Source organism: Microvirga pudoricolor, from assembly GCF_016892705.1.
GTDB lineage: Bacteria > Pseudomonadota > Alphaproteobacteria > Rhizobiales > Beijerinckiaceae > Microvirga > Microvirga pudoricolor.
Genome location: NZ_JAFEMB010000003.1, coordinates 1 through 13692, shown reverse-complemented (window position 1 = coordinate 13692; position 13692 = coordinate 1). Strand labels below are relative to the sequence as shown.

Genomic DNA, 13692 nt, shown 5'->3' with positions numbered 1-13692 from the left:
GCGTTCATGCCGCCCGTCGATTCGGACTGCCCACCCGCCCCGGTCCCGGCGGGCGCCCTTGTCCGCGAACTCGCGATCGTCAACCGGCGGGGCCTCCATGCCCGCGCCTCGGCCAAGTTCGTCCAAACCGTCGACCGTTTCGAGTCCGACGTGACCGTGACTCGCTGCGGCGAGACGGTGGGCGGCCGCTCCATCATGGGCTTGCTGACCCTCGGCGCCGCCCAGGGGACGTCCATCACGGTCACGGCCAAGGGCCCGGACGCGGACGCCTGCCTCCAGGCCATCGACGACCTGGTGTCCAATCGCTTCGGCGAGGACGAATAGCCTGCTGCTCGCTTGACATCCAAGAGCGATATCTTATTTCTTATCGAAGCAACGCAGATCGACTGAGACCTAAGGGCCAATAGTGTTGCGCCATCGGGACATTCCCGGTCACTTGCTTATGGCTGTGGGCCTTCGGGCTTGGAGTGTCGAGGATTATGGGGCGGCCCAAAGCCGCCCCAAGCTTTTTGTCGGCTCTCATCAACCTAAGGCCGCCTCTTCGACCGCACGTCCAAAAGGCAGGTGACGCAAGACCTTGACGGGGCTTGTCCGCGCGTAAGCGCTTTCGACATACATCTCTACAGGCAACTGCCCTAGCCCTGACAGCCTGCCGGATCGCCGCAATCTGAAAAAGGCACAGTAGCGGTCAGCACCCAAGCTTTCCTCAGGAGAATAGAGGTGAAAAATGGTCCAATTGTTTTCGATCGTGAAAGAAACGCGGGTCGTCGGCTTCAGAAATAAGCCATCGATCATTTGCGTCAGCAAATAGGTTTGGCCGTGCCGCTTCGGACAGAAGATCCTTTTGGGTGGTCCGGGTTCAACGACAAAGTCATTTTCGTACCGAACCTCCTCGCCTTTCAGCGCTCGAGAATAGCAGTGATTGCTATAGCGAAGCCGAATGCCAAAAGTCAGATCTGCCCCTGAGCGTGATTTCCAAGACAACACTTTCGTGGACTGAAATAAGTGGTTCAGTGAGTGAGGAATACCTCGGAACGGGATCGACGGTGGGTGCATGCGGCGGCTATGAGTGGTCGGGGTTCGGAGGCCATGAAAAGAACGAGAATGATCATTGCAATAAAGTTATAATTTCTTTCACGAAAATCATATAAAGACATCTTTATATGTTGATTGCCTCCGGCGCCGGTCTCTGGTAGAGAGGCCGCCAATGCATGGACGGGCCGTGGCGTCATGGGCCTTGAGCCCCCGGCCATGCGACGGCACACCCCAACCGATACGAGAGACATCATGAGCCAAGCTGCCCTGAAGAGCGCCAACGACGCGCACGACTACATCGTCAAGGACATCGGCCTCGCCGAATTCGGCCGCAAGGAAATCTCCATCGCCGAGACCGAGATGCCCGGCCTCATGGCGGTGCGCGAGGAATACGGCCCGAAGCAGCCGCTCAAGGGCGCCCGCATCGCCGGCTCGCTCCACATGACGATCCAGACGGCGGTGCTGATCGAGACCCTGAAGGCTCTCGGCGCCGACATCCGCTGGGTCTCGTGCAACATCTACTCGACCCAGGACCATGCCGCCGCGGCGATTGCGGCCGCCGGCATCCCGGTCTTCGCCTATAAGGGCGAGACCCTGGAGGAATACTGGGACTACACCGCCAAGCTGTTCGACTGGCATGGCGGCGGCGTTCCCAACATGATCCTGGACGACGGCGGCGACGCCACCATGCTGGTCCATCTCGGCCTGCGCGCCGAGCAGGGCGACGTGGCGTTCCTCGACAAGCCGGGCGCCGAGGAAGAGGAAGTTCTCTTCGCACTGATCAAGCGTCTCCTCAAGGAGAAGCCGAAGGGCTGGTTCGCCGAGGTGGCCAAGTCCATCAAGGGCGTGTCGGAAGAGACCACCACGGGCGTGCACCGCCTCTACATCATGGCCAAGGAAGGCAAGCTGCTGTTCCCGGCCATCAACGTGAACGACTCGGTGACCAAGTCGAAGTTCGACAACCTCTACGGCTGCCGCGAGTCGCTCGTGGACGGCATCCGCCGCGGCACGGACGTCATGATGGCCGGCAAGGTCGCCATGGTGGCGGGCTTCGGCGACGTGGGCAAGGGCTCGGCGGCTTCGCTCCGTCAGGCCGGCTGCCGCGTGCTGGTGTCGGAAGTCGATCCGATCTGCGCCCTCCAGGCCGCCATGGAAGGCTACGAGGTCACCACGATGGAAGACGCGGTCACCCGCGCCGACATCTTCGTGACCGCCACGGGCAACAAGGACGTGATCACCCTCGACCACATGCGCGCCATGAAGGACCGGGCGATCGTCTGCAACATCGGCCACTTCGACAACGAGATCCAGGTCGCGGGCCTCAAGAACCTCAAGTGGAACAACATCAAGCCGCAGGTGGACGAGATCACCTTCGCGGACGGCCACCGCATCATCCTGCTGTCGGAAGGCCGCCTCGTGAACCTGGGCAACGCCATGGGCCACCCGTCCTTCGTGATGTCGGCCTCCTTCACCAACCAGACGCTGGCCCAGATCGAGCTCTGGACCAACGCCGGCAAGTACGAGAAGCAGGTCTACACGCTGCCCAAGCATCTCGACGAGAAGGTGGCTTCGCTGCACCTCGAGAAGATCGGCGTGAAGCTCACCAAGCTGCGCCCGGACCAGGCCTCCTATATTGGCGTCTCCGAGACCGGCCCGTTCAAGCCGGATCACTATCGCTACTGATCCTGCCCGAGGGCGAACGAGGCTTTTTGGAAACCCGGCTCCGGCCGGGTTTTCTTTTGCTGGCGCGCCCTCTCAAAAGATATCGAATCGGCCGCCCGGGACGCGTGGTTTCCCCCTTTATCAAGACAGGGTGGCATTTTTTCCACAGGTTCTCCAAAGGAAGCTTAAGCGCCCTTTAACCCCCTTTCTGCTGGACTCCGCCGTAGTCTACAGTGGATCGATTCGTACGGCGGCGCCGCGTTCGTTGAAGCGCTACCGAGTTCCGTTCATGCGTAGACGACATCATCCGGCGCGGCCTTGCGGACGCGCGGGGAGATGTCTTTTTGACCCCTTGCGGGTCGCTGATTGTTTGAGGGGCGGCGCGGCATGGCCGGGGAGGCAGGACAGCGGACGACGAAAGCGAATGCGGGCCCCTATCCCCGCGGCGTTCTTTCGGCCGCTCTGACCGCCTGTCTTCTGTCGGGAACCTCGCAACCCGCCCTGGCCCAGGGACTGCCCTTCGGTCTGCGCGAGCGAGCCGCGGGTCTCCTCGACGCGTTCCAGGCCTTCAGCCCGCACAATGCCGCCTCGCTGGCGCTGTTCATGGGGCTTGTGGCGATCACCACCACCACATCCGTCCTGTTCCTGCGTCAGCGTCGCCGCAGCGGCCGCAACGAGAGCCGGCTGCGCGCCGAACTGGCGCGGCTGCGCGGCGCCGAGGACCGGGCCGCCCTGCTCATCGGTTCGGAGCGCCAGCTCCTCGTGAGCTGGGCCGGGCGCGACGGAGAGGCCCGCTTCGAGGGCGATCCCACGGTCGTGGGCGAAGGCGCCACCGCCAAGCGCGTCCTGGCTTTCGGGACTTGGGCAGCGCCCGCCGACGCACCCGCCCTGGAACGCGCCCTGGAGACCTTGAGGGATCGCGGCGAGGGCTTTCGCATGACCTTGCGCACGCAAGGCAACGGCTTCGTGGAGGCGGAGGGCCGCACCATCGGGGCCCGGGCCATCCTGCGCCTGCGCGACGTGACGGGCGACCGCTCGGAGCTTCTGCGCAGCCGGTCGGACCTGACCTCCGCCCAGGCCGACCTGCGAGCCATGACGACCCTGATCGACACCATTGCGCATCCGCTCTGGATTCGGGACGAGAGCGACCGGCTGGTCTGGGCGAACCAAGCCTATCTGCGCGCCATCGAGGCGGGTAGCGTGGAGGAGGCCGAGAGCCGCTCCCTCGACCTTCTGAGCGAGGCGACCCGCGCCGAGGCGCGGCGCCAGCGCGGCGCGGGCGGCGGCTTCAACGCCCGCGTCAAGGCTTTCATGGCGGGCCGTCGCGCGGTGCTCGACGTGGTGGAGCATCCTACCGGCGGCGGCAGCGCGGGTCTGGCCATCGACGTGTCGGAGCTCGAATCCGTGCGCACCGATCTGCAGCGCCAGATGGACGCGCATGTGCGCACCCTCGATCAGCTTCCCACCGCGGTGGCCATCTTCGACGGCACGCAGCACCTCGTGTTCACCAACGCGGCCTACCAGACGCTTTGGGGGCTGGATTCCGCCTTCCTGTCGTCGCGCCCGACGGACAGCGAGGTTCTCGACAAGCTCTACGCCGCCCGCAAGCTGCCGCAGGAAGCGGATTTTCGCGTGTGGAAGGCCGACATCCTGTCCGGCTACCACAGCGTCGAGTCGCGCGAGGTGTGGTGGCACCTACCCGACCGCCGCACCGTGCGCGTGCTGGTCAACCCCAACCCGCAGGGCGGCGTCACCTACCTGTTCGACGACGTGAGCGAGCATTTCAAGCTGGAATCGCAGGTCACGGCCCTGACCCGCGTGCAGAGCGAGACCCTCGACACATTGAAGGAAGGCGTCGCGGTGTTCGGCACGGACGGACGCCTGAAATTCTACAACCGCGCCTTCGCGGAGATGTGGTCCATCGGCGCGGAGCTGCTGGCGGACCATCCCCATATCGACGCCATCATCCGCACCTGCCGTCTTCTCGCGCCGCAGGACGAGCCGTGGATCGACATCCGGGGCGCGGTGGCGGGCCTGCCCGACATGCGCATGGGCCTAAGCTGCCGCATGGATCGCCGCGACGGCGCGACGGTCGATTGCATGGCGCAACCCCTGCCCGACGGCGCGACGCTGCTCACCTTCATCGACGTGACGGCGGGCGTGAACGTGGAGCGGGCCCTCACCGAACGCAACGAGGCGCTGGAAAAGGCCTCGCGCCTGCGCGACGACTTCGTGCATCACGTCTCCTACGAGCTGCGCTCTCCGCTCACCAACGTGATCGGCTTCGCGCAATTGCTCGGCGACGAGACCATGGGTCCGCTCAACCCGCGCCAGCAGGAATACGCCGAGCACATCATGCGCTCGTCGGGCGCGCTGCTGGCGATCCTCAACGACATTCTCGATCTCGCCTCCATCGACACCGGTTCCCTGGAGCTGGCGCCGGAGCGGGTCGATATCCGCTCCACCATCGATGCGGCCATGCGCGGCCTCGAGGACCGGCTGGCGGAAGCCTCTCTCACGGTGGAGATCGACACGCCGGACAATATCGGGTCCTTCACGGCCGACGGGAAGCGCGTGCGCCAGATCCTGTTCAACCTGCTCTCCAACGCGGTCGGCTTCTCGTCGCCGGGCCAGACCATCACGGTGGCGGCTCGCAAGGCGGGGGGCGAGGTGGTGTTCGAGGTCAAGGATCGCGGCCGGGGCATCCCGCCCGACGTCAAGGCTAAGATCTTCGACCGTTTCGAGAGCCATACCCTGGGTACCCGCCATCGCGGCGTCGGCCTCGGCCTCGCCATCGTGCGCTCCTTCGTGGAGTTGCACGGCGGCCGCATCGAGCTCACCTCGGCGCCCGGAGAGGGCACCGTGGTGACCTGCACGTTCCCGTCGGACACGGTCGAGTCCCCCGGCGATGGCCCCGCGTCGCAGAATGCTGTACCACCCCTGGCCGCCGAGTGAGGATGACGGCAATGGCGAATGGATTGGCCTCTATGCACGCGGACGAGTTCCTCCAGCCCCAGTGGATGCTGCCCCTGCGCGACCTCGCGGCGACCGATCGGCTCGCCCGCATCGTGGCCGAGGAGCTGCGCCCCGGCGATCTCGTGACCCTGTCGGGCGACCTCGGGGCCGGCAAGACCACGCTGGCCCGGGCCCTGATCCGTGCGCTCACGGGCGACCCCGACATGGAGGTGCCGAGCCCTACCTTTACGATCGTCCAGACCTATGACGGCCTGCGCGGCCCCGTCGTGCACGCGGATTTCTACCGCCTCGGCGGCGGCGGCGAACTCGTGGAGCTGGGCTGGGACGAGCTGACGGAAGACGCCGTCTCCCTCGTGGAATGGCCCGAGCGTGCGGGCGACGACCTCAAGGCCGAATGGCTCGACATCCGCCTCGACCTCGTTCCGGGAAGCGGGGCGGAGGCCCGCGTGGCCTCGCTCACCGGTTCGGGCGCCTTCGAGGGACGACTGCTGCGGCTCAAGGCGTTCCAGACCATCGTGGAGCGCAGCGGCTGGGTGGAGTCCGTCCGCACCCCCATGTCGGGCGATGCCTCCGTGATCCGCTCCTATGAGCGTCTCGTGAAGCGCAACGGCGAGACTGCGCTCCTGATGATCTCGCCGCCGCGCCCGATGGGCCCGCCCGTGCGGCGCGGAAAGCCCTACACCACCATCGCGAAGCTCGCCGAGACGGTTCATGCCTTCGTGGCCGTGGACAAGGGCCTGCGGGCGCTGGGCTTCTCGGCCCCGCACATCTATGGCGAGGACTTGGAGACCGGCCTCCTGATCCTGGAGGATCTCGGCGCGGAACCCGTCGTGGACGCGAATGGGCCGATCCCGGATCGTTACGCGGAGGCCACCCGCGTGCTCGCGCGGCTTCACGGCCGGAACCTGCCCCACGTGCTCCCCGTGGCGGACGGCGTCGACCACGCCCTGCCGCCCTACGATCTCGAAGCCCTGCTCATCGAGGTGGAGCTTCTGGCGGATTGGTACGTGCCCCATATCGTCGGCACGCAGCTCTCAGGCTCGGCGCGGGCCGAGTTCGTGAATATCTGGAGCGAGGTTTTGTCCGAGGTCGTCAACGGGCCCGTCACCTGGACCCTGCGCGACTACCACTCGCCGAACCTGATCTGGCTGCCGGAGCGCGAGGGCCTGCAGCGGGTCGGCCTCATCGATTTCCAGGACGCGGTCTTGGGCCCGGCCTCCTACGACGTGGCCTCGCTCCTGCAGGATGCCCGCGTGACGGTTCCGGCCGACCTCGAACTGAAGCTCATCGGCCTCTACGCCCGCGACCGGCGCGCCGCCGATCCCGGCTTCGACGTGGCGGGCTTCGCGCGCTCCTACGCCATCATGGGCGCGCAGCGCGCCACGAAGATCCTCGGCATCTTCGCGCGCCTCGACCGGCGGGACGGCAAGCCGCATTACCTCAAGCACCTGCCCCGGATCGAGACCTACCTGGCCCGCAACCTCGCCCATCCGTTCCTGGGCCGCCTGCGCGGCTGGTACGAGTCCTACCTGCCGCGCCTCGTCCCGGCCCAGGATCCACCCGCCCAGGATGCGTCCCCCCACGATCCCCCCGCACCCTGAGCCCGTCCGTGCCGCACACCCTGTCGCGTCCCCCCAAAACCGCCATCGTTCTCGCCGCAGGCCTCGGCAAGCGGATGATGCCCATCACGGCCGCGATGCCCAAGCCTCTCGTGAAGGTGGGCGGTCGCACCCTGGTCGATTTCGCCCTCGACCGCCTCGCCGAAGCCGGCATCGAAACCGTGGTGGTGAACGTCCATCACTTCGCCGACATGCTCGAGGCGCATTTACGCACACGCAAAATGCCGCACATAGTGGTGTCGGATGAGCGGTCCGAGGTGCTGGAGACGGGCGGCGGCGTCAAGAAGGCCCTGGGGCTCCTCGGACCCGATCCGTTCATCACCTTCAACTCCGATTCCATCTGGGTCGAAGGCGAGCGCCCGAATCTCGTCCGGCTGGTCGAGGCGTGGGACCCCAACGCCATGGATATCCTCATGTTGGTGGCCCCGCGCCACACCAGCATCGGGTATGACGGACGGGGCGATTTCAGCATGGATCCGGTGGGAAAACTGCGCCGCCGGGAGCCCGACGAGGACGTGGATTTCGTCTATGCCGGGGTGGCGATCGTGAAGCCCGAAATGGTCTCCGACACCCCCGACGGGGCCTTTTCGGCGAACGTTTTCTACAACCGCGCCATCGCAAGCGGCCGACTCCACGGCTTGCGCCTCGATGGGCAGTGGCTGCATGTTGGCGAGCCCCGGGCCATTGCCGAGGCGGAGGAATGCTTGGCCGCCCGCATGCGGTGAGGTGAGTTGTGTTGCAGAGCGCGCGTGTCTTCTCGATCCCGCCGGGTTGTGCCTTCCTGCCAGCCCTGGTGGACGCGCTGCTCGACGGCACCCTGACCGGCCCTCTGCCGGACGATCCGGCTGCGCTCTCCGACGTCACCCTCTACGTTCCCAATCGCCGCGCCGCCCGCGCCCTGGTGGCGCTCATCGCGGAGCGCGGCTCGGGGCGAGCGCAGCTCCTGCCCCGCATCGTGCCGTTGGGCGAGACCGATGAGGCCGAGTTCGAACTGACGGGGCTCGAAGGCACGCCGCTCGCGGAGGCCTCGTCCCTCAAGCCGCCGATCCCACCGCTCGAGCGCCGCCTCATCCTCACACGGCTGGTGCAGCGCTGGTCGGTGGAGGTGGACCGCGCCCTCCTGCGGATCGGCCCCGATGCGCCGTTCATGGTGCCGGCCTCGCCGGCCGATGCGGTGAACCTCGCGGGCGATCTCGAAACCCTGATGGACGCCTTCACGACCGAAGGCATCGACTGGCATGCCCTCGATCTGGCCGTGGATGCGGATTACTCGACCTATTTCGAGATCACGCGCCGCTTCGTGGCCATCGCCAGCGAGAACTGGCCGAGCATCCTGGACGAGCGCCAGACGAGCGATCCGGCGCGGCGGCGTGGCGCGCTCCTGGAAGCGGAAGCCCATCGCCTCACCCGCGACCGGCCCGAGCGTCCGATGATCGTGGCAGGCTCCACGGGCTCCATTCCGGCCACCGCCCGATTGATGGCCGCCATCGCGCGCCTGCCGCGCGGGGCCGTGGTGCTCCCCGGCCTTGACACGGATCTCGACGAAGCAAGCTGGGAGACCATCGGGGGCCACGGGGATGACGAGGCCGATCCCGTGCACTCGCACCCGCAGGCGTCCTTGCGCCGCCTGCTCGACGAATACCTGCGCGTCCCGCGCTCCGAGGTGACGATCCTCGGCGCCGTTCCCGAGACGGCGCGCGCGCGCAACCACTTGCTCTCCGAGGCCCTGCGCCCCGCCGACACCACGGACCTCTGGGCGGCGATTCCGACGCAGGATCGACTCGCCATGAGCCGCCTGGGCTCTGACGGAATAAGTCTCGTGGAAGCGGCGGACGAGCGCGAGGAGGCGCTCAGCATCGCCATCGCTCTGCGCGAAACCTTGAACGATCCCCACAAGACCGCCGCGCTCGTCACCCCCGACCGGTCGCTCGCCACCCGCGTGGCCGCGGAACTCGGCCGGTGGGGCGTGCATGTCGACGATTCCGCCGGGATCCCGCTCTCGGAGACCTCCGCCGGACGGCTGGCCCGGCTCGTCGCCGAGGCAGCGGCCGACGATCTGCGGCCGATCCGCCTGCTGGCGCTGCTCGCCCATCCTCTCGTTCGCCTCGGCTGGGCGCGCGAAACCGTCGAGCACGCCGCGAGCGTGCTGGAGATCGGCGTGCTGCGCGGTCCCATGCCGGCGCCGGGTCTGGAGGGAATCCGCACGACGCTCGCCCTGCGCCGCGCGGACGCGGATTTTCGCACGCCGCGCCCCGTCAAGCGCCTGACGGAGGCCGATTGGGACCTGGCCGACGAAGCGCTCCAACGCCTGGCCGTGACCTTCCAGGCCTTCACGCCCGACGCTCATGGCGAAGGCGCGCTCGACCTGATGTCGCTGACCTCCGAGCACCGCAAGGCGTTCGACTATCTCACCGCGCTTCCCGACGATGAGGACGAGACGCCCGACGAGAGCCAGGAAGCGTTGAGTGCCCTGTTCGACGATCTCGAAACCTCCGAGATCCGCCAGGAGGAAGGCCAGCCCATCGCGGGCCGGTTTGGGGATTACCCGGCCTTCTTCACGGCTCTCGCCCGGCAGCGCACCGTCAATCCGACGCCGCGCGGCACCCATCGCCGCCTCAAGATCCTCGGTCTGCTCGAAGCCCGCCTTCTGACGGTCGACCGCGTGGTGCTGGGCGGCCTGGACGAAGGCACATGGCCGCCGCGCACGGTCACGGACGCGTTCCTGAACCGCCCCATGCGCTCCCGCGTCGGCCTGATGCCGCCCGAGCGCCGCATCGGCCAGACGGCGCACGATTTCGTGCAGGCGCTGGGCACCCGCGACGTGGTGATCACCCGCGCGCAGAAGCGCGACGGATCGCCCATGGTGCCCTCGCGTTTCCTGCAACGTTTAAAGGCCTTCACCGGCAAGGATGTTTGGGGAGAGATGACGCGCGCGGGCGAACGGTTCCGCCGCCTCGCCCGCGCCCTCGACACGCCCGCCCCCGCGCCGCCCCTGCCGCGTCCCCGCCCCAAGCCCGATCCGGCGCTGTTCCCGCGCTCCTTGAGCGTCACGGAGATCGAGACCCTGGTGCGCGATCCCTATTCGATCTTCGCGCGCCATATCCTGAAACTCGACGCCCTCGATCCCATCGCGGTCGCGCCGAGCGCGGCGGAGCGCGGCACGATCATCCACGAGGTGCTGGGCGATTTCGGGATGCGCTATCCGAAGGCCCTGCCCGCGCATGCGCTGCAGGATCTGCTGACGGAGGGCGCGAAGCGGTTCGACCCCTTGCGCGATGCCTACCCTGAGCTTTACGCCGAGTGGTGGCCGCGCTTCGAGCGGCTCGCCGCCGCCTTCATGGTGTGGGAAGAGCAGCGCCGTCCCACCCTCGGAGAAATCTACGCGGAGCGCTCCGGCAAGCTCGCGATTCCGCTCGCCGACGGCACCGTGTTCACGCTTCGCGCCCGCGCCGACCGGATCGAGCGGCGCCGCGACGGCGGCTTCAGCATCATCGATTTCAAGACCGGCCAGCCCCCCGGTGTGCGCGAGGTCTATGCGGGCTTCTCGCCGCAGCTCACGCTCGAGGCCGTGATGCTGATGAAGGGCGCCTTCAAGGACGTACCCGCCGCGAAGGACACGCCGGACCTCATCTACGTGCACACCACGGGCGGGCGCGAGCCGCTCAAGCCGCGCGAGATCAAGCCCGGCAAGGACGAGGAGCGTTCCGTCCCGGAGATCGTGGAGGAGCATCGCCGCCGTTTCGAGGGCATGATCGCGCGCTACGCGGCGGGCGAGCAGGCTTATGTTTCGCGGCCCTTCCCGAAATACGCGCGGCGCTTCTCCGAATATGACCATCTGGCGCGGGTCAAGGAATGGTCGCTGGCGAGTGCCGGCGGCGGCGAAGGGTTCGAGTGATGGACGATCTGGTCATCCCCCTCACCACCAAGGACGCGCAGCGCCGCGCCGCGAACCCGCGCGCCTCCGCCTGGGTGTCGGCCAATGCGGGCGCGGGGAAAACCAAGGTGCTCACCGACCGGGTGGTGCGCCTGCTGCTCGCGGGGTCGCCGCCGGGCCGCATCCTGTGCCTCACTTTCACGAAGGCCGCCGCCGCCAACATGGCGATCCGCATTTTCGAGCGCCTGGGGCGCTGGGTGACGCTCGACGACGACAGCCTTGTGGCGGAGCTGACGGAGCTCGAGGGGGAGCGCCCGAGCCGCGCGCAAGTGCGGCTGGCGCGCACGCTCTTCGCCCGCGCGGTGGAAACGCCGGGCGGGCTGAAGATCGACACGATCCACGCCTTCTGCGAGCGCCTGCTGCATCTCGTGCCCTTCGAGGCCAACGTGCCGGCCCGCTTCGCGGTGCTCGACGACAGCAAGACCGAGGAGATGCTGCGGGAGGCCACCAAGAACGTGCTGGCGGACGCCACGGGCGGCGACGATGCCCTGAGCCTGGCCCTGGCGGCGGTGAGCGTCGAGGCGGCGGGCGAGGCCCTCGACAAGGCCCTGAAGGCGGCGCTCGCCTGCAAGCGGTTCCTGCGCGACGAGCGCGGGCTCCATGAGGGCATCCGGCGGCTGCGCAAGACGCTCGGGCTCGGGCCGGAGGAGACGCTCGCGTCGGTCGAGCACGCGATGATCCATGACGGCATCGCGCCCGTCGAATGGCTCTCCATCGCGCAGAGCTTGATGGCCGGAAAGGCGACGGACCAGAAGCGCGGGGCTGCGTTCGTGGCCGCCGCGAGTGCGGAGATCGCGGCCGAGACGTTGGAGCAGTATCTGTCCATCTTCATGACGGATGCGGGGACGCCGCGCGCGGAAACGCACCTCGTCACCAAATCGGTCGACCCGGCCCTGAAGGAGCGGCTGCTCGACGAGCAGAGGCGCCTGTCCGGCCTCATGGACCGGCACCGGGCCGCCCGCGCGGTGGAGCGCACGGCGGCGCTCTTCACCCTGGCGCGGGAGATCGACGGCCGCGTCGAGCACGCCAAGATGCGCCTCGGCGCCCTCGACTTCCAGGACCTCATCGACAAGACCCTGGCGCTGCTCTCGCGGGGCGATGCCGCCTGGGTGCTCTACAAGCTCGATCGCGGCATCGACCACGTGCTCATCGACGAGGCGCAGGACACCAATCCCGAGCAATGGGAGATCGTGCGCAAGATCACGGAAGACTTCACCACCGGCCACGGCGCAGGAGGCGGACGGGTGCGCACGCTGTTTGCGGTGGGCGATCCCAAGCAGTCGATCTACGGCTTCCAGGGCGCGGCCCCGCAGGAATTCGAGACCACGCGCCGGAGCTGGTCGCGCAAGGTGCGCGACGCGGAGCTGTTCTTCGAGGACGTGTCGCTCACCATGTCGTTCCGCTCGGCCGAAGCGGTGCTCCAGGCCGTGGACGCGACCTTCGCGGTAGAGAGCCATTTCAAGGGCCTGTCCTTCGACGACGCGGCCGTCGGCACCGTGCACACCAGCGCGCGCCCGCACGCGCCCGGCCTCGTGGAATTGTGGCCGACGCAGACCCCCGCCGAGGAGGAGGAGCCGGAGGCCTGGGTGCTGCCCCTCGACAAGCCGGAGGAGCATGCGCCGCCCGTCGCCGTCGCGCGCCGCGTCGCGCAGGCGATCCGGTGCTGGACCACCAAGGGCGACGAGAGCGGCCACCTCTGGAAGGCCGGCGACGTGCTGGTCCTGGTGCGCAAGCGCGGCCCCGCCTTCGAGGCGGTGATCCGGTCGCTGAAGGAAGCGGGCGTGCCGGTCGCGGGCGCGGACCGGCTCAACATCGGCGAGCATATCGCGGTGCTCGATCTCGTGGCGGCGGGCCGCGCCGCGTTGCTGCCGGAGGACGACCTCACGCTGGCGGCGGCGCTGAAATCGCCCCTCGTGGGCCTTAACGACGACGACCTCATCCGGTTTGCTGCCTATCGCGGCGAGAGCGAGTCGCTGCATGCCGCCCTCACCGAGCAGGCCATGAGCGGCGACAAGCGCGCGCGGCTGGCCTGCGATGCCCTCAACACCTGGCGCGACCTGGCCAATGCCTACGGGCCGTTCGGCTTCTATGCCACCCTGCTCGGTCCCTTGGGCGGACGCGCCGCCCTCGTGGCGCGGCTCGGCAGCGAGGCGGGCGACGCCATCGACGCTTTTCTGTGCTTCGCGCAGCAATCGGAGCTGACGGAAACGCCTTCGCTGACCCTCTTCCTCAACCGGTTCGAATCCGCCGACCACACCATCAAGCGCGACCTCGATTCGGTGAACGACGAGGTGCGGGTGATGACCGTGCACGGCGCCAAGGGGCTGGAAGCCCCCGTCGTGGTGCTGATCGACGGCTGCGACGTGAAAGGGCCGGACTCCCCGCTCCTGCTCCTGAACGACGGGCCGGACCGCCTGCCGGTCTGGTCCCCCGGCGCCAAGCACGATTGCGCCGTCACGCACGAGG

At 67.8% G+C, this 13692-nt stretch carries 7 protein-coding genes; all 7 read left to right on the top strand.

Annotated elements, in window-relative coordinates:
• Window positions 1-6: 6 nt before the first annotated feature.
• Window positions 7-324, top strand: a complete 318-nt coding sequence (locus ILT42_RS11760) for an HPr family phosphocarrier protein (protein ID WP_204215800.1) — start codon at window positions 7-9, stop codon at window positions 322-324.
• A gap of 963 nt (window positions 325-1287) precedes the next feature.
• The gene (gene ahcY, locus ILT42_RS11755) at window positions 1288-2718 is read left to right on the top strand and encodes an adenosylhomocysteinase (protein ID WP_204215799.1); all 1431 of its coding nucleotides are present in this window, start codon (window positions 1288-1290) and stop codon (window positions 2716-2718) included.
• Window positions 2719-3084: 366 nt separating this feature from the next.
• Window positions 3085-5652 (top strand): ATP-binding protein, encoded by a 2568-nt coding sequence (locus ILT42_RS11750; RefSeq protein ID WP_204215798.1) that lies wholly within the window; start codon window positions 3085-3087, stop codon window positions 5650-5652.
• Between the two features lie 11 nt (window positions 5653-5663).
• Window positions 5664-7274, top strand: coding sequence for a tRNA (adenosine(37)-N6)-threonylcarbamoyltransferase complex ATPase subunit type 1 TsaE (tsaE, locus tag ILT42_RS11745; RefSeq protein WP_204215797.1), 1611 nt, complete (start codon window positions 5664-5666; stop codon window positions 7272-7274).
• A gap of 8 nt (window positions 7275-7282) precedes the next feature.
• Window positions 7283-8017, top strand: coding sequence for a nucleotidyltransferase family protein (locus tag ILT42_RS11740; protein ID WP_204215796.1), 735 nt, complete (start codon window positions 7283-7285; stop codon window positions 8015-8017).
• A gap of 11 nt (window positions 8018-8028) precedes the next feature.
• Window positions 8029-11187: a double-strand break repair protein AddB gene (addB, locus tag ILT42_RS11735; protein ID WP_204215795.1), complete on the top strand. Its 3159-nt coding sequence runs from the start codon at window positions 8029-8031 to the stop codon at window positions 11185-11187.
• Window positions 11187-13692 (top strand): double-strand break repair helicase AddA (gene addA, locus ILT42_RS11730; protein WP_204215794.1); only part of this gene is annotated, 2506 nt, incomplete at its 3' end. The genes addB and addA, both read left to right, overlap by 1 nt.

Coding starts and splice junctions, on each gene's coding strand:
- ILT42_RS11760 (WP_204215800.1), top strand. CDS start 7: ATGCCGCCCGTCGATTCGGACTGCCCACCCGCCCCGGTCCCGGCGGGC.
- ahcY (WP_204215799.1), top strand. CDS start 1,288: ATGAGCCAAGCTGCCCTGAAGAGCGCCAACGACGCGCACGACTACATC.
- ILT42_RS11750 (WP_204215798.1), top strand. CDS start 3,085: ATGGCCGGGGAGGCAGGACAGCGGACGACGAAAGCGAATGCGGGCCCC.
- tsaE (WP_204215797.1), top strand. CDS start 5,664: ATGGCGAATGGATTGGCCTCTATGCACGCGGACGAGTTCCTCCAGCCC.